We start from the raw sequence: 22,960 nt of genomic DNA on the forward strand, positions 1-22,960 counted from the left end.
CGATGAGCCTGAGCATTCCCGACATCGTCGGCCTGTTCGAAACCAAGGGCGGCGCGCAGTACGACGGCGAGCCGGTCACGCAACTGGAGCATGCGCTGCAGTCGGCGCACCTGGCGGAGCAGGCTGGCGCCGGCAGCGAGCTGATCGCCGCCTCGCTGCTGCATGACCTGGGCCATCTGCTGCACGACTTCGGCGGCACGCCGACCCAGCAGGGCCTGGACGACCTGCACCAGTACCGCTGCCTGCCGTTTCTTCGCGCGTTGTTCGGCCCGGCTACGCTGGAGCCGATCCGCCTGCATGTGGATGCCAAGCGCTTCCTCTGTGTCAGGGCGCCCGGCTATCTCGAAGCACTGTCGCCCGATTCGAAGCGCAGCCTGCAACTGCAGGGCGGCGTGTTCGACTCCGCGCAGGCCAGCGCTTTCGAGGCCTTGCCGTATGCGATGGATGCGGTCCGCCTTCGGCGCTGGGACGACACGGCCAAGTGCGCCGATGCGGAGACGCCAAACCTGGCCTACTACGCACGTCACCTGGAGATCGCGTCGAAGCCGGTGACTACGGCACGGCCATGAGCGCAGCGCCATCGGCCGCACTGACCAGACGTCAGGCCACGACGCAGGACATCCCCTTTCTGCTCGCGCTGCGGCAGCAGACGATGAACGGCCACGTCATTGCCTCCGGGGCCGAGGTCAGCGACGCGCATCACATGGCGCGGCTGATGCATCGCTTCGAGTGCGCCGAGGTCCTGCTGCACGAGGGGATGCCGGTCGGCCTGCTCAAGGTGTCGCGCGATCCGCATGAATGGGTCGTCATCCAGATCCAGCTGGCGCCCGGCTACCAGGGCGGCGGCATCGGCACCGGGCTGCTGGCCGAAGTCATCGACCAGGCTGCAAGCGCCGGCGTCGACCTCACGCTCAGCGTGCTGAAGGCGAATCCGGCGAAATCGCTCTACGAGCGCTTCGGGTTCGTCGTCGAGCGCGAGTCCGAGTTTTCCTACGAGATGCGGCGCAAGCCCTGAAAAACTGCGAGCCCGACATGCGCCCCTTCTGGATCGAACAGGCTCTCTTCAACGACGGCGACCTTGCGCCCGCGCTGCAGGGCGAGCAGGGCGCCGATGTCTGCATCGTCGGCGGCGGCTTCACCGGCCTCTGGACGGCCATCCAGGCCAAGCTGCAGTCGCCCGCGCTCGACGTCGTCATCCTCGAGAGCGATCTCTGCGGTGCAGGCGCGAGCGGCCGCAACGGCGGCTGTCTGCTCACATGGTCGGCCAAGTTCCTCACGCTGCGCCGGCTGTTCGGCGAGGACGAGGCGGTGCGCCTCGTCAAGGCATCCGAGGCCGCGGTGCAGCACATCGCCGACTTCTGCGCCGCACACGGCATTGACGCCGAACTGCGGCAGGACGGCACGCTCTACACCGCCACCTCGCAGGCGCAGATCGGCACGCTCGACCCGATGATGCAGGCGCTGGAGGCGCGCGGCATCCATTCCTACCGCACGCTGCCGCCGGAAGAGGTGGCGCGGCGCTCCGGCTCCGCGCGCAACCTGGCGGGCGTGTATTCGCCGATTGCCGCGACCGTGCACCCCGGCAAGCTGGTGCGCGGGCTGCGGCGAGTGGCGCTGGCCATGGGCATCCGCATCCACGAGCGCACGCCGATGCTGGACTTCGGCACCGGCCATCCGGTCGTGGTGCGTACGCCCACCGGCAGCGTGCGTGCGAAGAAGCTGGTGCTCGCGATGAACGCATGGATGGCCAGCACCTTCCCGCAGTTCGAGCGGACCATCGCCATCGTGTCGAGCGACATGGTCATCACCGAGCGGTGCCCGGAGCTGCTGCAGAAGATCGGCCTGACCGACGGCGTGTCGGTGCTCGATTCACGCACCTTTGTCTACTACTACCGCAGCACGGTCGACGGCCGCATCATGCTGGGCAAGGGCGGCAACACCTTTGCCTGGGGCGGCCGCATGGCCAAGGTGTTCGACGAGCGCTCGCCTTACGAAACCGAGCTGACACAGGCCCTGCGTTCCTTCTTTCCGGCATTGAGCGAAACGCCGATCACCGCCAGCTGGAACGGTCCGTCCGACCGCTCGGTGACGGGCTTTCCGTTCTTCGGCAGGCTCGACGGCGCGCCGCACATCTACTACGGCTTCGGCTACTCGGGCAACGGCGTCGGGCCGACCTACATGGGCGGGCAGATCCTGTCGTCGCTGGTGCTCGACCAGGACAACGCATGGACCCGCAGTCCGATCACGCAGGGGCCGCTGGGGTACTTTCCACCGGAGCCGGTGCGCTACGTGGGCTCGATCGTGGTGCGCAACGCGATCCGCCGCAAGGAGCTGGCCGAGGACCAGAATCGCCAGCCGTGGCTGGTGGACCGCATGCTCAGCAAGCTGGCCAACGCCGCGGGCAAGGCCGACAAGGCCTGATGCCCCGCGCGGCCCTGATCTGCCTCAGTTGGTTTCGGCGAGGGCGTCGGCCAGCGCGTTGACCATGCGGTCGATCTCGGCCTTCTCCGCGATGAAGGGCGGTGCCAGCTGGATGGTGTCGCCGCCGTAGCGCACGTAGAAGCCCTTCTTCCAGCAGTTCATCGCGATCTCGTACGGGCGGCGCGCGGGCTCGCCCGGCAGGGCGGCGATGGTCAGGCCGGCGGCCAGGCCGTAGTTGCGGATGTCGGTCACGTGCTTGCTGCCCTTCAGGCTGTGCACCGCGTTCTCGAAGTGCGGCGCCAATGCCTGCACGCGGCCGATCATGTCTTCCTTCTTCAGCACGTCGAGCGCGGCGATGCCGGCGGCGCAGGCCACCGGGTGCGCGCTGTAGGTGTAGCCGTGCGGGAACTCGAGCATGTAGTCGGGGCCGCCCGCCGCCATGAAGGTGTCGTAGATGTCCTTGCTGGCCACCACCGCGCCCATGGGCTGCGCGCCGTTGGTGATCTGCTTGGCGATGTTCATGATGTCGGGCATCACGCCGAAGGCCTCGGCGCCGGTGAGCGCGCCGCAGCGGCCGAAGCCGGTGATGACCTCGTCGAAGATCAAGAGGATGTTGTTGGCGGTGCAGATCTCGCGCAGGCGCTTGAGGTAGCCCTTGGGCGGGATCACCACGCCGGCCGAGCCCGCGAAGGGCTCGACGATCACGGCCGCGATGTTCGACGCGTCGTGCAGCGCGATGATGTCGAGCAGGCGGTCGGCCAGCTCGACGCCGTTGTCGGCCATGCCGCGCGTGAAGGCATTCGACGCGAGCTGCGTGTGCGGCAGGTGGTCGGCTTCCACGCCCTGGCCGAAGAGCTTGCGGTTGGCCGCGATGCCGCCGACCGAGATGCCGCCGTAGTTGACGCCGTGGTAGCCCTTCTCGCGGCCGATCAGGCGGGTCTTTTGGCCCAAGCCCTTGGTGCGCCAGTAGGCGCGCGCCAGTTTCAGCGAGGTGTCGGCGGCCTCGGAGCCCGAGCCGGTGAAGAAGACGTAGTCGAGGCCGGCGGGCGTCATCTCCTTGATCTTGTTGGCCAGCTCGAACGAGAGCGGATGGCCGAACTGGAAGGCGGGCGAGTAGTCGAGCTTGGCGATCTGGCGGCTCACCGCCTCGGTGATCTCGGGGCGGCCGTGGCCCAGGCCGGAGCACCACAGGCCCGAGAGGCCGTCGAAGATCTTGCGGCCTTCGGAGTCGGTGAAGTAGGCGCCCTTGGCTTCCACGACGATGCGCGGATCGGCCTTGAAGTTGCGGTTGCCGGTGTAGGGCATCCAGTGCGCGTCGAGCCAGGCGGCGTCGGTGCGCACGGCCGATGCGGATTCGAGGGCAGGGGCTGCTGCGAGGGTCATGTCGATTCCCGCGCGCGGCGGGCTCCGGAGGTGAAGGGATGCGCCGATTGTTCGCAAGCCCTTCAGTGTGGAGAATGGCGCAATATCAATGTTCACTTGACGTTTCATGCAAGTAAAGGCGAAAGCCCGGAATGGTGCCTCCGGCACCCGCAACCGCGCTGTTCTGGGGCAGCTCAGCGACATGGACCTGCGCCTGCTCAAGGTGTTCAGGAGCGTGGTCGACTGCGGCGGCATGGCGGCCGCCGAGCTGGAGCTGAACATCGGCACCTCCACCGTGAGCCGCCATGTGAAGGACCTGGAAACCCGTTTGGGGCTGGTGCTGTGCCGGCGGGGCAGGGCGGGCTTCGCGCTCACCGCCGAGGGGCAGCGGGTGTACGACGAGACGCTGCGCCTGCTGGCCTCGGTCGACGCCTTCCGCGGCAGCATCGACGACATCCACAACCGCATGGGCGGACAGCTCGACGTGGCGCTGTTCGACAAGACGGCGACCAACCCGCAGGCGCGCATCGGCGATGCCATCGCGCGCTTCACCGAGATCGCGCCAGAGGTGCGGCTGGCGGTGCACGTGGGCTCGATCAACGCCATCGAGCAGGGTGTGCTGGAGGGCAACTTCCAGATCGGCATCATCCCGGCGCACCGCGCATCCAAGAGCCTGGTGTATGCCGACCTGTTCGACGAGACCATGCTGCTTTACTGCGGCGCGGGGCATCCGCTCTTCGGCGTGAGCCACGACAAGCTCACCTGGGCGCGGCTGCGCGAGCACCATTTCGCGGGGCTGGGCTACCACTCGCCCAACATGGAGCTGAGCCACCGCGCGAAGCTGTCGCGCATGGCCACGGGCTTCGACCAGGAGGCGATCGCGACGCTGATCCTCTCGGGGCGCTTCCTGGGCTTCCTGCCCGACCACTACGCGCAGGTGTTCGAGGAGCGCGGCCTCATGAAGGCGGTGCTGCCGGCGCGTTTCAACTACGCGTGCCGCTTCGTGAGCCTGCTGCGGCGTTCGCCGAAGCCGTCGCGGGCGGTGCTGGCGTTCCAGGAGTGCTTGGAGCAGGCGCACCGGAAGTAGAAGAAGTCGGCGAAAGGTCAGCGCTGCCCGCTCGGCAGCAGCAGGTGCCTGGCGCCGATGTGCGCCTCCATCTCGTGCATGTGCTGCTCGGCGTCGACCATGTGCTCGGTCATCAGGCGGCGCACCTCGTCGGCGTCTTCCCTGCGGTAGGCCGCGAGAAGCTGCGTGTGATAGTCGACGTTCGCCTCGCCGAAGTGGTGATGGTCGAGCGCCTTCTTGTAGACCACGAGGTCGCGCAGCAGGTCGTTGAGGAAGCGGCACATGAAGGAGAGCACCGGATTGGGGCAGCTCTCCGCCAGCATGGTGTGGAAGGCGAGTTCGGCCTCGCGCTGGATGCGCAGCTCGTCCTCGCTGGTCGGCTCGACCGTGCACAGCCGGACGTTTTCTTCCAGCTTCTCGAACTGCTCGGGCGTCAGCTTGCCCACCACGCTCACGGCCAGCTCGGGCTCCAGCGCCTTGCGCAGCTGGTAGATGTGATGGCCGTCGAGATGGTGGAAGTGCAGGAAGTTGCGCAGCGGCTCCGACGCGTGCTCCACCGACACCTGCTGCAGGTAGGCACCGCCGCCGGGCCCGGTGCGGATGGAGATCAGGCCGCGCACCTCCAGCGCCTTGAGCGCCTCGCGCACTGTGCTCTTCGAATAGCCGAAGAGCTCGATCAGTTCCTTCTCGTTCGGTAGCCGGTCGCCGGGCTGCTTGCGCTCCGCCACGATCCAGCGCTTGACGTCTTCGACGATGACGTCCGAGAGCTTCTGCCGCTTAGGACGGTTCTGCCCCACTCTCATTGAAACGCTCCATGCCCATCGGGAGATGCGCGGGATGCGCAACAGCGCGCGATCTTAAACGGCGCCGTGCGGGGGATTGGTCTGGTCTTGGGCACAGGGCTTGCTAGCGGGTTTTTACCAGCATATTAATCCAATTTATCCGCTTAAATTCGCCGGCAATCGCAGGCACCCGTTTCCCTTGGTTCCCTTCCTTTCTTCCCCACCAACGACCGGAGAACTCATGCAACGCAGACAACTTCTTCAGCTGGCCGCCCTCTCGGCTGCCCCCGCCTCGCTCCTGGGCGGCCGCACCGCCTTCGCCCAGTCGGCCGACGCGATCCGATTCGGCTGCCCGGTCCCGATGTCGGGCGCGTTCGCGGCCAACGGCAAGTTCGCCGACCTGGGCATGAAGCTGGCCATCGAGCAGTACGGCAGCGTGCTGAAGCGTCCGCTGGCCTACACGGTGCTCGACACCGAAGGCAAGCCGGCCACTGCCGTGCGCAAGGTGCAGGAAGCCTCGCAGCAGCAGGGCGCGAAGTTCTTCGCGGGCGGCATCCTGTCGTCGGAGGCGCTGGCCATGGGCAAGGAGGCCGAGAAGGCCGGCGGCCTGTTCATCACCACCGCGGGCGCCGACGAGATCACCGGCAAGGACTGCAACCCCGCCACCTTCCGCTGGTCGGTGCCCACCTTCGGTGCGATCGAGCAGACGGTGCGCCCGCTGATCGCCAGCATGCCGAAGGCCAAGCGCTGGTACACCATCACGCCGCAGTACGTGTTCGGCGACGGCCTGCTGAGCGCCGCCAAGACCATCTTCCAGGAGAAGGGCATCGAGCACGTGGGCAACAGCTACCACTCGCTCACCGAGAAGGAATTCAGCGGCTACCTCACCAACGCCATGGCCGCCAAGCCCGACGTGCTGCTGCTGCTGAACTTCGGCGCCCAGTCGTCGGCCGCGCTGCGCCAGGCGGTGAGCTTCGGCATGCACAAGAACATGACGATCCTCATGGCCTGGGCCTCGGGCCTGGAGCAGTTCGACGAACTCGGCGCCGACCTGTGCGACGGCGTCTACTTCGGCGCGCAGTACTGGCACACGGCCGACACGCCGCTCAACAAGGACCTGGTGAAGCGCACCGCCGACAAGCTCAAGATCGTGCCCAACTACAGCCTCGCCGGCTCGTACATCTGCACCAAGATCCTGATCGACGGCATCGTGAAGGCCGGCTCGGTCGACCAGAAGGCGGTGATCGCCGCGCTCGAGGGCATGAAGTTCGACGGACTCACCGGCGCCGAGGAAATCCGCAAGGCCGACCACCAGGTCGTCAAGGACTACTACCTGCTCAAGGGCAAGGCCAAGTCGAAGATGGCGAACCCGGCCGACTATGTCGACGTGGTGAGCTCGGGCAAGTCGTTCCTGCCCGTGGACAAGACCGGCTGCAAGCTGGCCTGAGGACGCAACAAGGGACACCGACTCGCCCATGTCCGTCTACCTGCTCCAGACCATCAACGGGATCGGCATCGGCATGCTGTATTTCCTGCTGGCGGTCGGCCTGTCCATCGTGTTCGGCCTGCTGCGCTTCGTGAACTTCGCGCACGGGGCCTTCTACCTGCTGGGCGCCTATCTCTGCTTCCAGGCCATGCAATGGGGCCTGGACTTCTGGCTCGCGCTGGTGCTCGTGCCGCTCTTCGTGGGCGCGCTGGGCTGGCTGGCCGAGAAGCTGCTGCTGCGCCGCGTCTACGCCAAGGCGCACGAGTTCCACATCCTCGTCACCGTGGGCCTCGCGCTCGCTGTGCAGGAGATGGTGATCGTTTTCTGGGGGCCTCTGGGCAACAGCGTCGCCACGCCCGACCTGCTGCAGGGCGTGGTGATGTGGGGCTCGTTCGTCTATCCGAAGTACCGGCTTTTCGTGATCGGCTTCACGGCCGTGCTCGCGGTGCTGCTGTGGTGGGTGCTCGAGGGCACGCGCCTGGGCAGCGCGGTGCGCGCCGGCAGCGAATCGACGGAGATGGTGTCGCTGCTCGGCATCAACGTGTTCCGCGTGTTCAGCCTGGTGTTCGCGCTCGGCGCGGCCACGGCGGCGCTGGCGGGCGTGCTGGCCGCGCCGATCCGCGGCGCCGAGCCCTTCATGGGTGTCGAGGCGCTGGCCGTGGCCTTCGTTGTGGTGGTGATCGGCGGGCTCGGCAGCTTCGGTGGCGCGCTCGTGGGCGGCCTGCTCATCGGCATCGTGCAGAGCCTCATGAGCACCATCTGGCCGCCGGGCGCGAGCCTGATGATCTACATCGCGATGGCGGCCGTGCTGCTGTTGCGCCCGCATGGCCTGCTCGGCCGAAGCGTATGAGCCACCCCGACTCTCGCCCACTTCGTGTGGCTCGCATCCCCCTCGAGGGGCGCACCCGGCGGCCCGGCAGAGCCGGTTCCGCGGGTGCCTGCGAACGGACCCGTTCCCGGCCGCGCATCGCTCTGCCCGTTTCGGGGCCGATGCGCCGCAACATGAACCATTGAAGGAGGGAGCCATCGTGTCCCGCAATACCACTTTCCTCCTGGCGCTGATCGCGGTGCTGGGCCTGCCGCTGGTGCTGAGCTCGGGCTCGCTCGCCAGCGAGGTGCTGATCTACGCGCTGGCCGCGCTGGGCTGCAACCTGCTGCTGGGCTACACGGGGCTGCTCTCCTTTGGGCAGGGCATCTTCTTCGGGCTGGGCAGCTACACCATCGCCATCCTGCTCACGCGGCTGAGCCTGCCGATGCCGCTCGCGCTGCTCGCCGCCGTGGCGATGGGCGCGCTGGGTGCTGCCGTGGTGGGCTGGGTCGCCATCCGCCAGCGCGGCACCTACTTCGTGATGCTCACGCTGGCCTTCGCGCAGATGTTCTATTTCATCGCCTACACCGCCACCGGCCTCACCGGCGGCGACAACGGCCTGCTCGACGTGCCGCGCCCCGGCTTCATGGACACGCCCTGGAAGTACTACGCCTTCGTGGCCGTGGTGTTCCTGGTCGCCTTCGGCCTGCTGCTGCGCGTGACCGATTCGGTCTTCGGCCGCACGCTGCTTGCCATCCGCGACAACGAGGACCGCGCCGCCGCGGTGGGCTACGACCTCAAGCGCTTCAAGCTGCTGGCCTTCGTCATCTCGGGCGCCGTCACCGGCCTGGCGGGCGGGCTGCACGCGATGATGACCGGCATCGCGCCTCTGTCGAACGCCGAGTACCACACGAGCGAGATGATCCTGGTCATCACCGTGATCGGCGGCACCGGCAACCTCTTCGCCTCGGTGCTGGGCTCGGCCTTCTACGTGCTGCTGGCCGACTGGCTCTCCACGCTGTGGCCGCGCTGGCTGCTGCTGCTGGGGCTCCTGCTGATCGGTGTGAGCATCGGCATGCAGCGCGGGCTCTGGGGCTTGGGCGAGAGCGCGTGGAAGCGCATCTTCCGCAAGGCGCCGGCCGACCCTGTCTCGCCTGCCGCCCAAGGAGAAAAAGCATGAGCGACGTCCTTATCGAAGCCGTAGGCGTCACCAAGCACTACGGCAAGTTCGCGGCGCTCGGCGGGGTCGACCTGAAGATCCGGCGCAACACCGTGCATTCGGTGATCGGCCCCAACGGCGCGGGCAAGACCACGCTGTTCCACATGCTCACCGGCACCGGCATGACCACCGGCGGACGCATCCTGTTCGACGGCCACGACGTGACGCGCGAGCCCGACCACAAGCGCGTGCAGCGCGGCATGGCACGTTCCTTCCAGGTCACGGCGCTGTTCGCGAGCCTTCCGGTGCGTGAGAACCTGCGCGTGGCGGCGCAGGGCGTTTCGCCGCGCCAGGCCATGAACTGCTGGCGCGCGCCGGTCGGCGAACTGGCCTGCACCCAAATCGTCGACGAAGTGCTGCAGCGCATCGGGCTGGAGCGGCTGGCGAACACGCCGGCCGGCGAGCTCTCGCACGGCCAGCAGCGCCGGCTCGAAGTGGGCATGGCGCTTGCGGCGAGGCCGAAGGCGATCTTCCTCGACGAGCCGACATCGGGCATGGGCATCGACGACCTCGACGACATGAAGCAGCTGATCCGCGGCCTGCGCGACGCGCACACCGTGGTCCTCATCGAGCACAACATGAACATCGTGATGGACATCTCCGACACCGTGACAGTGATGCAGCTGGGCCGCGTGCTGGCCGAGGGGCTTCCGGGCGACATCCGCGCCGACGCGCGCGTGCGCACTGCGTACCTGGGCAACATGATCACGGGAGGCAAGGCATGAACATCCTCGAAGTCGAGAAGCTGCATGCCCACTACGGCAAGAGCCATGTGCTGCAGGGCGTGTCGATGACCGTGGGCGAGGCCGAGCTGGTCACGCTGCTGGGACGCAACGGCGCGGGCAAGTCGACCACGCTCAAGAGCATTGCCGGCGCGGTCACGCCCACAAGCGGACGCGTGCGCTTCCAGGGCGCCGACATCGCGGGCATGCCCGCGCACCGCATCGCCACGCGCGGCGTGTGCCTGGTGCCCGAGCACCGCGGCATCTTCAAGCTGCTGACGGTGGAGGAGAACCTGCTGCTCGGCTTGCGCCGCCAGTCGCCCTGGCAGCTGGACGACATCTACCGCATCTTCCCGCGCCTGAAGGAACGCCGGCGCAACGGCGGCGGGCAGCTCTCGGGCGGCGAGCAGCAGATGCTGGCCATCGGCCGGGCGCTGATGAACCATCCGCGCCTGCTGATCCTGGACGAGCCGGTGGAGGGCCTCGCGCCGGTGATCGTGGAAGAGATCGTCGCGCAGCTCAAGACCATCAAGGCCGCCGGCGTGGCGATCCTGCTGGTCGAGCAGAACCTGGAAGTCTGCGTGCAGCTGGCCGACCGCCACTACATCGTGGAGCAAGGCGTGATCGTGCACGAGGCCGGCAATGCCGACTTCATGGCCGACCACGAAGTGAAAGACCGCTACCTGGGCGTGGGGCTCGCCTGAGCGCTCTCCACATCAACCGTTTTCGAAAGCCATGAAGAACTCTCACAACGAACTCCGCATCGACGGCCGCCGGCTCTGGAACTCGCTGATGGAACTGGCGAAGCTCGGCGCCACCGAGAAAGGCGGCGTCTGCCGCATCGCACTGACCGACCTCGACCGCCAGGGCCGCGACCTGTTCTCGCGCTGGGCGCGCGAGGCGGGCTGCGAGGTGCGCGTGGACGCCATCGGCAACATCTTCGCGCGCCGTGCCGGGCGCAACGATGCGCTGCCGCCCGTCTCCACAGGCAGCCACATCGACACGCAGCCCACGGGCGGCAAGTTCGACGGCAACTACGGCGTGCTCGCCGGGCTGGAGGTGATCCGCACCCTGAACGACGCCGGGGTTCAGACCGAAGCGCCGCTCGAGGTGGCGGTGTGGACCAACGAGGAAGGCTCGCGCTTCGTGCCGGTGATGATGGGCTCGGGTGTGTTCGCCGGCGCCTTCACGCTGGAGCATGCGCTGGCGCAGCGCGACAACGACGGCATCAGCGTCTCCGACGCTCTGGCTGCCATCGGCTATGCGGGCAGCGCATCCGTCTCGGCGGCAGCGTCGCCGGTGGGCGCGTACTTCGAGGCGCACATCGAGCAGGGCCCGGTGCTCGAAGCCAGCGAGCGCGTCATCGGCGTGGTCGAAGGCGCGCTGGGCCAGCGCTGGTACGACGTGGTGGTGCAGGGCATGGAAGCCCATGCCGGCCCCACGCCGATGGCGCTGCGCAAGGACGCGCTGCTGGCCGCCTCCGAACTCGTGATCGAGGTCAACCGCATCGCGCTGGCCCATGCGCCGCATGCGCGCGGCACCGTCGGCTGGATCGACGCGTACCCGAACTCGCGCAACGTGATCCCGGGCCGGGTGAAGCTCAGCGTCGACCTGCGCGCGGCCGACGACACGGTGCTGTCGGCGCTGGACGCCGCGCTGAAGGAAACCGTGCAGCGCATCGCCGCGAAGGCCAGGGTCGAGATGTCGGTGGAGCAGGTCGTGTACTTCCCGCCGCAGCCCTTCACGCCCGGGCTGGTGTCGGCCGTGCGCGATGCCGCGCAGGCGCAGGGCCTGAGCTGGATGAACGTGATCAGCGGCGCGGGCCACGACGCGGTGTATCTTGCGCGCGTCTGCCCCACGGCGATGATCTTCGTGCCCTGCCGCGACGGCATCAGCCACAACGAGATCGAGGACGCGCAGCCCGATCACCTGGAGGCCGGCTGCAACGTGCTGCTGCAGGCGATGCTGCGCAGCGCGGGAGTGGCGCAATGAAGGTGCTGATCGCGCGTCTGAATCACGAGACCAATACCTTCTCGCCCGTGCCCACGCCGCTCTCGGCCTTCGGGCCCGACGGCCCGACCTTCGGCGAACAGGCCTACCGCGACAACAAGGGCATGCGCACCGCGATGTCGGCCTTCATCGACCTTGCCGAAGCGGCGGGCGCGACGGTGGTCACGCCGGTGTCGGCCTCGGCCAACCCGAGCGGACCGGTCGACGCGCAGGCCTACACGCAGCTGACGCAATGCATCGTCGATGCGGCCCCGGGCTGCGACGCCATCCTGCTCGACCTGCACGGCGCGATGGTCGCGCACAACAGCGCCGACGGCGAAGGCGACCTGCTGGTGCGCCTGCGCGCGGCGGCGCCGGGCGTGCCCATCGGCGTGGCGCTGGACCTGCATGCCAACGTCACACCCGCGATGGTGGAGAACGCGGACGTGATCGTCGGCTTCAAGACCTACCCGCACGTCGACATGTACGAAACCGGCGAGCATGCCGGGCGGCTGCTCTTCGACATGCTCGCGGGGCGCAGCAGGCCGCACATGCGCTGGCACCGGCTGCCGCTGGTGGCGCACACGCTGCGCAGCGCCTCCTTCACCGGCGCGATGAAGCAGGCCATCGAGGCGGCGCGCGAAGCCGAAAAGGCGGAGTCGCTGGCGGTGTCGATCCTCGCGGGCTTCTCGCTGTCGGACATCGAGGCGCCATGCATGAGCGTGATCGCCGTCGATGCGCATTCGCCCGAACGCGCGCAGGCCACGGCCGACCGCATCGCGGCGCAGATGTGGGCACAGCGCGAGTCCTTCGTCTACCGCAGCGAGCCGCTGGCGGAGTCGGTCGCGCGTGCGAAGCTGATTGCCGAGAGCGCGACGCGCCCGGTGCTGCTGCTCGATCATGGCGACAACTGCATGTCGGGCGGAAGCTGCGACACCATGGACGTGCTGCAGGAAGCGCTGGCGCAGGGGCTGCACGGCATCGGCGTCGGTCCGCTGTGCGACCCCGAGGCGGTGGCGCAGCTCGTCGCGGCCGGCGAGGGCGCGGAAGTGACGGTGGCGCTGGGCAACAAGGTCTCGCTCGCGGGCATCGGGCTGGAGAAAACACCGGTGCTGCTGACGGGCACGGTGCGCACCATCTCCAACGGCGAGTACGTCATCACCGGCCCTACCTACACCGGCCAGCGCAGCAGCATGGGACGCACCGTGCTCTTCGACACGGGCGCGGCGCGCATCGTGGTGACCGAGCGCACGCAGGAGCCGTGGGACATCGGCGTCTTCGAATGCGCGGGGCTCGATCCGCGAAAGGAGCGCTTTCTGCTGCTCAAGTCGCGCATGTACTGCCGGCCGGTGTTCGAGCCGCTCTCCGCCGCACTGGTGGAGTGCGACAGCCCCGGTGTCACCAGTTCTGACTACAGCCTGTTCCCGTTCGGCAAGGTGCACCGGCCGGTCTTTCCCCTCGACGCCATGTGATCGCGAGGAGCGGTGGGGGAGGATGGCCTCCGGCAGCCGCATTCCATGACCCGAGAGGTCATCGACCCGGATCGCGTGCGGCGCGACCATTCCTTCACCCCGCGATGTTGCGGGCCGGAACCCACCAAAGGATGGTCACCATGAACACCGCTGCACACGATGCCACCACCATTGCCCAACGCTACATCGCTGTCTGGAACGAGACCGACGCGGCCCGCCGCGCCGCGCTGATCGAGGCCGGCTGGACCGCCGACGCGCATTACGTCGACCCGATCGCGCAGGCCAGCGGGCACGAGCAGATCAGCGCGCTGGTCGGCGCGGTTCACCAGCGCTACCCGGGCTTCCGCTTCAACCTGCTGGGCAAGGCCGATTCGCACGGCGACCATCTGCGCTTCTCGTGGACGCTGGGACCGAGCGGTGCCGAAGACCTGATCCAGGGTACCGACTTCGCGCAGGTCGACGCAGGCAAGCTGCGTTCGGTGACGGGCTTCCTGGACAAGGTGCCGGTCGGCGCCTGAACGAAGGCTGAACGGCCGGGGCCTGCTTCAGTCCGGAGCCCCGGCAGGCCGCCCGCGCCACAGCTTGCGGTAGACGGTCGCCCGGCTGATGCCCAATGTGCGCGCGGCCTCCGCCACGTTGCCGCGCGCATCGGCCACCGCCTTGCGGATCAGCGCGGTCTCCACGTCGCGCAGCCTCGGCCGGCTGTCGGTGGAAAGGGAGGTGGCGGACGGGCCCTTGCTGCCGCCGCGCCGCGGCCGCACCTGCACCCGCAGGCCGGACCACAGCGGCACCTCGAGCACGGCGTCGCCGCGGCGGGCCGCGTCGAACATCATGTGAAGTGGCAGGGCGAACAGGTCGTTGAAGTTCAGGGCGTGCTCGCTGCGCGACAGCGGCTGGTGCAGCATCTGACGTGCCGCCGCGTTGGCGCCCGTCACGTTGCCCACGGCGTCGATGCACAGCAGCCCCTCGGTGGCCTCGCCGCCCGAACTGCCCGGCCAGGCCAGGTGCAGCAGCAGTTCGCAGGGCTCGCGCATCACCAGCATGTTCTCTATGTTGCGCGCCGACAGGGTCGCCAGGTGGCGCAGCTCGGGGCGCTCCACCACGTGCACTCCGGTCAGGTCGAGCATGCCGATGCAGTCGCCCCGGGGACCGAAGAGCGGGGCTCCGGCGCAGCTGTAGACGCTGGTGTCGTCGAAGAAGTGCTCGCCGCGGTGCAGCCATACCGATTCCTGCTCGGCCAGCGCCGTGCCGATGGCGCTGGTGCCGATGGCGCGCTCCGAAAGATCGACGCCGATGCGGGCGATATCGCGCGCGTAGCGGCTCGCCGCATCGGTGCCGTCGGGCAGGTTGCCCACGTCGACCACGATGCCCTGGGCATCGGTGAGAACGGCGAAATAGCGGGTGTCGGCGATGGCGCGGGAGAGCTGCTCTATCACCGGCCGGGCCGCGGCGACGAGCGCCCGGTTGCGCTCGACGATGTCGATGCTGGCCGAGCGGCTCACCGGATCGAAGTTGACGCGCTGCTGCGGCTGGCGGCCGGCCTCGATGCAGCGCTGCCAGGAGCGGGTGATCCATGAGTCGATGCAGGCGGCGCCGCGTGCGCGGGGCGCCGGCTCGCCTTCGATCAGTTCGCGGCGGGCTTGGGCAATTGCCAGGGAACGCTCAGGCGGCTGCGAAACGATTGATACAGACATCGTGGTTTTTCGCGCATGTATGCAGGCTTTTCCTGGCCCGCCGGATGGCAAGCTGTTTCATTTTGAGAATTTCGCGCGCTCTGTGCAAGTGTCAAGGGTTTTGCCTAGGATAGTGCCAAAGGTCGGCATCCAAGATGCTTTCGCTGAAACAGCCATCACCTTTTACGGAGACAGCCAAATGCAGGTCGCTTTCAAGGTCAACGGCCGCCAGGTCACGGTCGACGCTCCTCCCAACACCTTCCTCGTACACGCTCTGCGCGAGCATCTCCATCTCACCGGAACCCACGTCGGCTGCGACACCGCCCAGTGCGGCGCCTGCACCGTCCATGTGAACGGCCGGGCCGTCAAGTCGTGCAATGTGCTGGTGGCCCAGGCCGCCGGCGCCGACATCACCACCATCGAGGGCATCGCCGAGGCCGACGGCACCATGCATCCCATGCAGGCGGCCTTCAAGGAGTGCCACGGCCTGCAGTGCGGGTTCTGCACCCCGGGCATGGTCATGAGCGCCATCGACCTGTGCACCCACCACCCCAAGTCGAGCGAATCCGAGATCCGCGAACTGCTCGACGGCAACCTGTGCCGCTGCACGGGCTACCAGAACATCGTCAAGGCAGTGAAGATGGGCGGCGAGGCCATGGCCTCGGGCACTCCCGTCAAGGCAACGGCCGCGGCCTGAGGAGAGCGACATGGGCGCTTCCGATTTCTCGAACCTGCCGCACATCGGCGAGGCGGTCCGCCGCAAGGAGGACTACCGCTTCCTCACTGGCGCGGGCAACTACACCGACGACATCACGCTGGCCAACCAGAGCCATGCGGTCTTCGTGCGCTCGCCGCACGCGCACGCCCTCATCAAGTCGGTCGACACCGCCCAGGCGCTGAAGATGCCCGGCGTGGTCGGCATCTTCAGCGGCAAGGACATCGAGGGAAAGATGGGCGGGCTGCCCTGCGGCTGGCTCATCAACAACCCCGACGGCACCCCGATGAAGGAGCCGATGCACCCGATCCTCGCGATCAGGAAGGTGCGCTACGTCGGCGACCACGTGGCCATGGTGGTGGCCGAGACGGTCGAGCAGGCGAGGAACGCCGCCGAGGCGGTGGTGGTCGACTACGAGGTGCTGCCCGCGCTGGTGAGCGTGGCCGACGCCGCGAAGAAGTCCGGTGGCGTCACGCTGCACGACGAAGCCCCCGACAACCAGTGCTACAAGTGGGCGCTGGGCGACAAGGCGGCGGTCGACGCGGTGTTTGCCAGCGCCGCGCACGTGACGAAGCTCGACCTGGTCAACAACCGGCTGGTGCCCAACCCCATCGAGCCGCGCGTGGCCATCGGCAGCTACAACCGCGCGGGCGACGACTACACGCTGTACGTGTCCAACCAGAACCCGCACGTCGAGCGCCTGCTGATGACGGCCTTCGTGCTGGGCCTGCCCGAGCACAAGGTGCGCGTGATCGCGCCCGATGTGGGCGGCGGCTTCGGCTCCAAGATCTTCCTGTACGCCGAGGACGTGTGCCTGACCTGGGCCGCCAGGCAGCTCAACCGCAACATCAAGTGGACGGCCGACCGTTCGGAGTGTTTCCTCTCCGACGCCCATGGCCGCGACCACGTGAGCCATGCCGAGATGGCGATGGACAAGGATGGCAAGTTCCTCGCGCTGCGCGTGCATACCGATGCCAACCTCGGCGCCTACCTGTCGACCTTCTCGACGGCGGTGCCGACCATCCTCTATGCCACGCTGCTGGCTGGCCAGTACACCACGCCGCAGATCTACGTCGAGGTGGACGCCTGGTTCACCAATACCGCGCCAGTCGATGCCTACCGCGGGGCCGGGCGGCCCGAGGCGACCTACCTGCTGGAGCGGCTGGTCTCGCGCTGTGCCTGGGAGATGAACCTGGGGCAGGACGAAATCCGCAAGCGCAACTTCATCACCGCCTTCCCGTACCAGACGCCGGTGGCGCTGCAGTACGACACCGGCGACTTCCACGCTTGCATGGACAAGGCCCGCGTGCTCGCCGAGGTCGACGGCTACGCCGCGCGCAAGACGGCCAGCGAGGCCAAGGGCAAGCTGCGCGGCATCGGGTATTCGAGCTACATCGAGGCCTGCGGCATCGCTCCGTCGAACATCGCGGGCGCGCTAGGTGCGCGAGCGGGCCTGTTCGAGTGCGGCGAGATCCGCGTGCACCCCACCGGCAGCGTGACGGTGTTCACCGGCTCGCACAGCCACGGCCAGGGCCACGAGACCACTTTCGCGCAGGTGGTGGCGGCGCGGCTGGGCATTCCGGTCGAGAACGTCGACGTGGTGCACGGCGACACCGGCCGCGTGCCCTTCGGCATGGGCACCTACGGCTCGCGCTCCATCTCGGTGGGCGGCGCGGCCATCATGAAGGCGCTCGACAAGATCGAGACCAAGGCCCGCAAGATCGCCGCGCACCTGATGGAGGCGAGCGACGCCGACATCGAGTTCGCCAACGGCGAGTTCACGGTCAAGGGCACCGACAAGAAGATCCCGTTCGGCCAGGTGGCGCTCACGGCCTACGTGCCGCACAACTACCCGCTCGACAAACTCGAGCCGGGCCTGAACGAGACCGCCTTCTACGACCCGACCAACTTCACATTCCCGGGCGGCACCTACATCTGCGAGGTCGAGGTCGACAAGCAGACCGGCGAGGTGCGCGTGGACCGCTTCACCGCGGTGGACGACTTCGGCACCATCATCAACCCGATGATCGTCGAGGGCCAGGTACACGGCGGGCTGGTGCAGGGCATCGGCCAGGCGCTGCTGGAGAACTGCGTCTACGACAACGAGACCGGCCAGCTGCTCACCGGCAGCTTCATGGACTACGCGATGCCGCGCGCCGGCGACTTCCCGCAGTTCAAGCTCGACACCGTGTGCACCCCGTGCACGCACAACCCGCTGGGCACCAAGGGCTGCGGCGAGGCGGGGGCCATCGGCTCGCCGCCGGCCGTGATCAATGCCGTGCTCGATGCGCTGGCGCCGCTGGGCGTCAAGGATTTCGACATGCCCGCTTCCCCCGCCCGCGTGTGGGAGGCGATGCAGTCCGCAGCCGCCAAACCCTGAACCAAGAACGAATAAAGAAGGAATCACACCATGTATGCCTTCACACTCGAACGGCCCGACTCGGTGGCCGACGCGGCGCGACTCGTGGCCGCCGGCGCCAAGCCGCTGGCCGGCGGACAGACCCTGCTGGCCTCGATGAAGCTGCGGCTTTCCGCACCCGAGCAACTCGTGGACCTGAGCGGCATCAAGGAGCTCACCGGCATTACGAAGAACGGTAACGCCATCACCATCGGCGCCATGTCGCGCCACCTCGACGTGGCGAACAACGCCGACGTGAAGGCCGCCTACCCGGCGCTGGCCGACCTGGCCTCGCGCATCGGCGACCGTCAGGTGCGCGCGATGGGCACCATCGGCGGCTCGGTGGCCAACAACGACCCGGCAGCGTGCTACCCCAGCGCGGTGCTGGCCTCGGGCGCGACCATCGTCACTTCCAGGCGAGAGATCGCGGCCGACGACTTCTTCCTCGGCCTCTTCACCACGGCGCTGGAAGACGGCGAGCTGATCACCGCGATCCGTTTTCCGATTCCGAAGCGCGCCGTGTACGAGAAGCTGCGCCAGAAGGCATCGAACTTCCCGCTGGTCGGCGTGTTCCTCGCGCAGTACGACAGCGGCGTGCGCGTGGCGGTCACCGGCGCGGGCAACGGCGTGTTCCGCCATGCCGGGCTGGAAGACGCGCTCAACAAGAGCTTCACCGCTGCCGCAGCGGCTGCAGTGAAGATCGACGCGAGCGATCTCAACAGCGACCTGCATGCCTCGGCCGCGTATCGCGCGAACCTGATCAGCGTGCTGACGCAAAGGGCCGTGACCAAGGCGCTGGGCTGACGAAATCGGATTGCCGAACGCAGAAGTCGCAAAGCTCTCGCGGAAGTCGCGAAAGAAGACCAGAAAAGATCGAATCTGGTTTCTTCTGCGACCTCTGCGTGGTTTTTGTATTCCTTCTGCGTTCGGCTGTCCGCTCCCGAATGCAGCGGCCCCTGCATTACCCTAGGCCATGATCTTCCCCAGCATCGACACCCTCTCCGCCGGACTCATGGAGGCCGGCTACTTCGCCGACCGGCGCCTGGCCACGGCCGTGTTCCTTGCGCTCAAGCTGCAGCGTCCGCTGCTGCTCGAAGGCGAGCCCGGCGTCGGCAAGACCGAGCTGGCGAAGGCGCTGTCGGTCGCGCTGGGCCGCGAACTGCTGCGCCTGCAGTGCTACGACGGCCTGGAGCAGCGCGAGGCGCTCTACGAATGGAACTACGCGGCGCAGCTGCTGCACATGCGCGCGGCCGAGGCCACTGGCGCGGCCCGTGACGTGGAAGCCGAGGTCTACCAGCCGCACTACCTGATTCGCCGCCCGCTGCTGCAGGCGCTGCAGACGCCGCTGCCCGGCGCCGTGCTGTTGATCGACGAGGTAGACCGCGCCGACGAGCCCTTCGAAGCCTTCCTGCTTGAGTATCTGGGCGAGTACCAGGTCAGCATTCCCGAGCTGGGCACCGTGCGCGCGGTGGTGCCGCCCGTCACCATCCTCACAAGCAATCGCACGCGCGAGCTCAACGACGCGGTGAAGCGCCGCTGCCTCTATCACTGGCTCGACTACCCCGAGCGCGAACGCGAGCTGGCCATCGTGCGCGCGCAGGTGCCGCAAGCCGGCGAGAAACTGTCGGCCCAGGTGGCGGCCTTCGTCGCACGGCTGCGCGAGACGCCCTTCGCCAATGCCTTCCAGCGCGCGCCGGGCATCGCCGAGAGCGTCGAATGGGCGAGGGCGCTGATCGCGCTCGACACGGTGGAGCTCGATCCCGAAGTGGTGGTCGACACGGCCGGCATCCTCTTCAAGCAGCGCGACGACGTGGCCGCGCTGACGCAGGAGCTGGCGTCGGACCTGCTCAAGCCCGAGGCGTGATCGACCGATGGCCAGCACCGGCGTCCAGCAACTCGGCGACGTCCGCAGCGGCAAGCTCGCGGGCAACATCGCGGCCTTCGGCCGGGCGCTGCGCCGGGCGGGTGTTCGCACCGACGCCATGCGCATTGCGCTGGCGGCAGAGGCCGCCACGCTGGTGGGCGTCGAAGACAAGCTCGACCTGAGCGCGGCCATGGAGGCGGTGATGGTCAGCCGCGAGCAGGACCGCATGGTGTTCCGCGAGCTCTTCGACGCATGGTTCCGCGACCCGGAGCTGGCCAACAAGCTGCTCGCCCAGATGCTGCCGAGCGCCGAAGGCAAGGCCGAGCCGTCGAAGCGGCGCCCGCGCGTGCGCGAAGCCCTCAGTGCGCCGCGCGCACTCGCCAAGCCTGTGGAGTCGGCCAGGCCCGATCGCGAGATCGACTTCGATGCCGCCATGACGTCCAGCGACCGGCAGCGCCTGCAGCATGCCGACTTCAACGCGCTCGGCGCCGCCGAATACCGGCTGGTGGAGCGGCTCGCGCGCGACATCCGCCTGCCCATTCCCGAGCTGCCGTCGCGCCGCCTGCGGCCTGCCGGCGATGCGGGCCGCCAGCATGCGCGCATGCACTGGCCGGGCGTGCTGCACGAGGCGGCGCGCACGGGCGGCGAGATCCTGCGCCTGCCACGGCTGGCCCGGCGCGAGCAGCCGTTGCCGCTGCTGGTGCTGGTCGACGTCTCGGGCTCGATGGAGCGCTATGCGCGCCTGCTGCTGGCCTTTCTGCATGCCGCAACGCGGCGTGCCGGCCGCCGCGACGTGTTTGCCTTCGGCACCCGGCTGACCGACCTGACGCCGGCCTTCCGGCTGGCCGACACCGACGCGATGCTGGGCGCCGCCAGCCTCGCCATCGACGATTTCGCCGGCGGCACGCGCTTCGGCGCCTCGCTGGCCGAGCTGCGCCGCGCCCACGCCCGCCGGCTGACCGGCCGCCGCACGCTGGTGCTGGTGATCAGCGACGGCCTGGACACCGGCGAGCCCTCCGTGCTGGAGCATGAGCTGCTGTGGCTCAAGCGCCATTCGCGCCGCCTGCTGTGGCTCAACCCGCTGCTGCGCTTCGAGGGCTACGCCCCTCTGGCGCGTGGGGCCGCCGTATTGCACCGGCAAGCGGACGCGATGCTGGCGGTTCACAATCTCAGCGCACTCGAACAGCTCGCAGCGAGCCTGGCCGCCCTGATGCGGTCCGGCCGCTAGCGGCGCCGGGAAGGAAGACAAAGGAAACCCACCATGGAAATGCTCGGAAACCGACGCCTGGGCGTCACCCAACAACAGGCCTGGGACGCGCTCAACGACCCCGAAACGCTGAAGAAGTGCATCCCCGGCTGCGACAAGTTCGAGTTGGTGGGCGACAACCAGTACAGCGTCGCGCTCGCGGTCAAGATCGGCCCAGTCTCGGCCAAGTTCAACGGCAAGGTGCTGCTGTCCGACATCGTGGCGCCCGACGGCTACAAGCTCACCTTCGAGGGGCAGGGCGGCGTGGCCGGCTTCGCGAAGGGATCTTCGAGCGTCACGCTCAAGCCGCTCGCCACCGAAGCGGCGGCCTCCTCTGCGGGTGATGCCACCGCGCACGAGGCCGGTGCGGCAACTCCACCAGCCGCCGCGTCCGCAGGCTGCGAACTCGACTACACCGTGCAGGCCCAGGTCGGCGGCAAGATCGCCCAACTGGGCCAGCGCCTGATCGACGGCGCTGCCAAGTCCACGGCCGACGATTTCTTCAAGCGCTTCGAGGCCGAGATGCAGAGCCGCTACGGTCCTCCCCCGGCGGCCGCCGCTGAAGGCACCGAGGCGCCTGCCGAGAAGAGCGGGATGATGTCCGGCCTCATGAAGAAGATCGGCCTCGGCAAGAAGGACGACAAGGACGCGCCCTCCGCACCCGGCGGCGACGCGGCCTGAACCCGGGCTGCAGCGACATGGAAAACCTCGACGTCATGGTGCTTCGCACGCTGCGCGACTGGCGGCGTGCCGGCAAGCGCGCGCTGCTGGCGACGGTGGTGCGCACCTGGGGCTCGTCGCCCCGGCCGGTGGGCTCGATCATGGCCCTGGCGGAAGACGGCGCGGTGGTGGGCTCGGTCTCCGGCGGCTGCATCGAGGACGACCTCATCGCACGCTACAGCCATGCCCACGGCAAGGCCGAGGACGTGCCGCTGGGCGCGCCGCCCGCGCTCGTGAAGTACGGCATCACCGCCGACGAGGCGCACCGCTTCGGGCTGCCCTGCGGCGGCACGCTGGAGCTGCTGCTCGAATACGCTCCCGACGCCGGCTCGCTCGAGCTGCTGGTGGCGCAGCTGGAGCAGGGCAAGCTCATGCAGCGCACCGTGACGCTCGCCACCGGCGCGGTGCGCATCGCCGAGGCGACCGCGCCCGACGAGCTCGCGGTGAACGACACCGAACTGACGAACACCTTCGGCCCCGAATACCGCATGCTGCTGATTGGCGCCGGCCAGCTCGCCGAGTACCTCGCCACCATGGCCAAGTTCAGCGGCTTCGCGGTGACCTTGTGCGACCCGCGCGCCGAGTACCGCACCGCATGGTCGCTGCCCGGCGTGCACATCACGACCGAGATGCCCGACGACGCGGTGATCGCCTTCAGGCCCGACCGCCGCAGTTGCGTGGTCGCGCTCACGCACGACCCGAAGCTCGACGACCTCGCGCTGCTGGAGGCGCTGCAAAGCGAGGCCTTCTACGTCGGCGCCATCGGCTCGCGGCGCAATGCCGACGCCCGGCGCGACCGCATGATCGAGCACTTCGACCAGACCGAGGAATCGCTCGCGCGGCTGCGCGGGCCCATCGGCATCTACATCGGCAGCAAGACGCCGCCGGAGATCGCGGTGAGCGTGATGGCGGAGATCCTCGCGGTGAAGAACGCGGTGACGCTGCCGCGCGAGGTCGAGGTGGCGCGCGCCAAGGAGATGCAGCAGCTGCTGCCGACCTGAGGCGTCCGGCCCGGCC

The 22,960-nt window shown here is 68.3% G+C and carries 22 protein-coding genes; 19 read left to right on the forward strand and 3 right to left on the reverse strand.

Features of this window, described 5'->3' with window-relative positions:
- The first annotated feature begins 2 nt into the window (after positions 1-2).
- Genes EJP67_RS16955 through EJP67_RS16965 form a run of 3 tightly spaced genes read left to right on the forward strand, consistent with a single transcriptional unit; the run spans position 3 to position 2,421 of the window.
- Positions 3-569 (forward strand): phosphonate degradation HD-domain oxygenase, encoded by a 567-nt coding sequence (locus tag EJP67_RS16955; RefSeq protein ID WP_126022882.1) that lies wholly within the window; start codon positions 3-5, stop codon positions 567-569.
- Positions 566-1,015, forward strand: a complete 450-nt coding sequence (locus EJP67_RS16960) for a GNAT family N-acetyltransferase (RefSeq protein ID WP_126022883.1) — start codon at positions 566-568, stop codon at positions 1,013-1,015. Before EJP67_RS16955 ends, EJP67_RS16960 begins: the two co-directional genes overlap by 4 nt.
- A 17-nt stretch (positions 1,016-1,032) precedes the next feature.
- Positions 1,033-2,421 carry an FAD-dependent oxidoreductase gene (locus tag EJP67_RS16965; RefSeq protein WP_126022884.1) on the forward strand — a complete coding sequence of 463 codons (1,389 nt, stop codon included), beginning with the start codon at positions 1,033-1,035 and terminating at the stop codon, positions 2,419-2,421.
- Between the two features lie 24 nt (positions 2,422-2,445).
- Here the strand turns inward: EJP67_RS16965 and aptA are convergent, their stop codons facing one another.
- Positions 2,446-3,804, reverse strand: coding sequence for an omega-aminotransferase AptA (gene aptA / locus EJP67_RS16970; RefSeq protein WP_126022885.1), 1,359 nt, complete (start codon positions 3,802-3,804; stop codon positions 2,446-2,448).
- 106 nt (positions 3,805-3,910) lie between these two features.
- On the opposite strand from aptA, the gene EJP67_RS16975 reads away from it, so the two are divergent.
- On the forward strand, positions 3,911-4,870 hold the full coding sequence (locus tag EJP67_RS16975) for a LysR family transcriptional regulator (protein WP_126022886.1): 960 nt from the start codon (positions 3,911-3,913) through the stop codon (positions 4,868-4,870).
- A 17-nt stretch (positions 4,871-4,887) separates the two neighbouring features.
- Here EJP67_RS16975 and EJP67_RS16980 read toward each other — a convergent pair whose 3' ends face one another.
- Positions 4,888-5,652, reverse strand: coding sequence for a FadR/GntR family transcriptional regulator (locus tag EJP67_RS16980; protein WP_126022887.1), 765 nt, complete (start codon positions 5,650-5,652; stop codon positions 4,888-4,890).
- A gap of 220 nt (positions 5,653-5,872) precedes the next feature.
- On the opposite strand from EJP67_RS16980, the gene EJP67_RS16985 reads away from it, so the two are divergent.
- The 8 genes from EJP67_RS16985 (at position 5,873) to EJP67_RS17020 (ending at position 13,845) form a co-directional block, all read left to right on the forward strand.
- The gene (locus EJP67_RS16985) at positions 5,873-7,078 is read left to right on the forward strand and encodes an ABC transporter substrate-binding protein (RefSeq protein ID WP_126022888.1); all 1,206 of its coding nucleotides are present in this window, start codon (positions 5,873-5,875) and stop codon (positions 7,076-7,078) included.
- A gap of 28 nt (positions 7,079-7,106) precedes the next feature.
- A complete protein-coding gene (locus EJP67_RS16990; RefSeq protein WP_126022889.1) occupies positions 7,107-7,967 on the forward strand; it encodes a branched-chain amino acid ABC transporter permease in 861 nt (286 codons plus the stop codon).
- 178 nt (positions 7,968-8,145) lie between these two features.
- Complete coding sequence (locus EJP67_RS16995) at positions 8,146-9,105, forward strand: branched-chain amino acid ABC transporter permease (protein WP_126022890.1); 960 nt, start codon at positions 8,146-8,148, stop codon at positions 9,103-9,105.
- The gene (locus EJP67_RS17000; RefSeq protein ID WP_126022891.1) at positions 9,102-9,869 is read left to right on the forward strand and encodes an ABC transporter ATP-binding protein; all 768 of its coding nucleotides are present in this window, start codon (positions 9,102-9,104) and stop codon (positions 9,867-9,869) included. Before EJP67_RS16995 ends, EJP67_RS17000 begins: the two co-directional genes overlap by 4 nt.
- Entirely contained in the window at positions 9,866-10,570 is a 705-nt protein-coding gene (locus tag EJP67_RS17005; protein WP_126022892.1) for an ABC transporter ATP-binding protein, read from the forward strand. The genes EJP67_RS17000 and EJP67_RS17005 overlap by 4 nt, the downstream gene beginning before the upstream one ends.
- 31 nt (positions 10,571-10,601) lie before the next feature.
- A complete protein-coding gene (locus EJP67_RS17010) occupies positions 10,602-11,858 on the forward strand; it encodes a Zn-dependent hydrolase (protein ID WP_126022893.1) in 1,257 nt (418 codons plus the stop codon).
- Positions 11,855-13,327: a M81 family metallopeptidase gene (locus EJP67_RS17015; RefSeq protein WP_126022894.1), complete on the forward strand. Its 1,473-nt coding sequence runs from the start codon at positions 11,855-11,857 to the stop codon at positions 13,325-13,327. The genes EJP67_RS17010 and EJP67_RS17015 overlap by 4 nt, the downstream gene beginning before the upstream one ends.
- Positions 13,328-13,467: 140 nt before the next feature.
- Positions 13,468-13,845, forward strand: a complete 378-nt coding sequence (locus tag EJP67_RS17020; RefSeq protein ID WP_126022895.1) for a nuclear transport factor 2 family protein — start codon at positions 13,468-13,470, stop codon at positions 13,843-13,845.
- Positions 13,846-13,872: 27 nt separating this feature from the next.
- On the opposite strand, the gene EJP67_RS17025 is transcribed toward EJP67_RS17020, so the two are convergent.
- Positions 13,873-15,021, reverse strand: a complete 1,149-nt coding sequence (locus EJP67_RS17025; protein WP_126022896.1) for a helix-turn-helix domain-containing protein — start codon at positions 15,019-15,021, stop codon at positions 13,873-13,875.
- A 178-nt stretch (positions 15,022-15,199) separates the two neighbouring features.
- Between EJP67_RS17025 and EJP67_RS17030 the strand changes: the two genes are divergently transcribed.
- The 7 genes from EJP67_RS17030 (at position 15,200) to EJP67_RS17060 (ending at position 22,944) form a co-directional block, all read left to right on the forward strand.
- Entirely contained in the window at positions 15,200-15,697 is a 498-nt protein-coding gene (locus tag EJP67_RS17030; protein ID WP_126022897.1) for a (2Fe-2S)-binding protein, read from the forward strand.
- 10 nt (positions 15,698-15,707) lie between these two features.
- Positions 15,708-18,095 (forward strand): xanthine dehydrogenase family protein molybdopterin-binding subunit, encoded by a 2,388-nt coding sequence (locus EJP67_RS17035; protein ID WP_126022898.1) that lies wholly within the window; start codon positions 15,708-15,710, stop codon positions 18,093-18,095.
- 30 nt (positions 18,096-18,125) lie between these two features.
- Positions 18,126-18,917, forward strand: coding sequence for an FAD binding domain-containing protein (locus EJP67_RS17040; protein WP_126022899.1), 792 nt, complete (start codon positions 18,126-18,128; stop codon positions 18,915-18,917).
- Positions 18,918-19,086: 169 nt separating this feature from the next.
- Positions 19,087-19,977, forward strand: coding sequence for an AAA family ATPase (locus EJP67_RS17045; protein WP_126022900.1), 891 nt, complete (start codon positions 19,087-19,089; stop codon positions 19,975-19,977).
- Between the two features lie 7 nt (positions 19,978-19,984).
- The gene (locus EJP67_RS17050; RefSeq protein WP_126022901.1) at positions 19,985-21,205 is read left to right on the forward strand and encodes a vWA domain-containing protein; all 1,221 of its coding nucleotides are present in this window, start codon (positions 19,985-19,987) and stop codon (positions 21,203-21,205) included.
- A gap of 33 nt (positions 21,206-21,238) precedes the next feature.
- Complete coding sequence (locus tag EJP67_RS17055; protein ID WP_126022902.1) at positions 21,239-21,904, forward strand: SRPBCC family protein; 666 nt, start codon at positions 21,239-21,241, stop codon at positions 21,902-21,904.
- A 17-nt stretch (positions 21,905-21,921) separates the two neighbouring features.
- Entirely contained in the window at positions 21,922-22,944 is a 1,023-nt protein-coding gene (locus EJP67_RS17060; RefSeq protein ID WP_126022903.1) for an XdhC family protein, read from the forward strand.
- The last annotated feature ends 16 nt before the right edge of the window (positions 22,945-22,960 follow it).

The organism is Variovorax guangxiensis (assembly GCF_003952165.1).
GTDB lineage: Bacteria > Pseudomonadota > Gammaproteobacteria > Burkholderiales > Burkholderiaceae_C > Variovorax > Variovorax guangxiensis.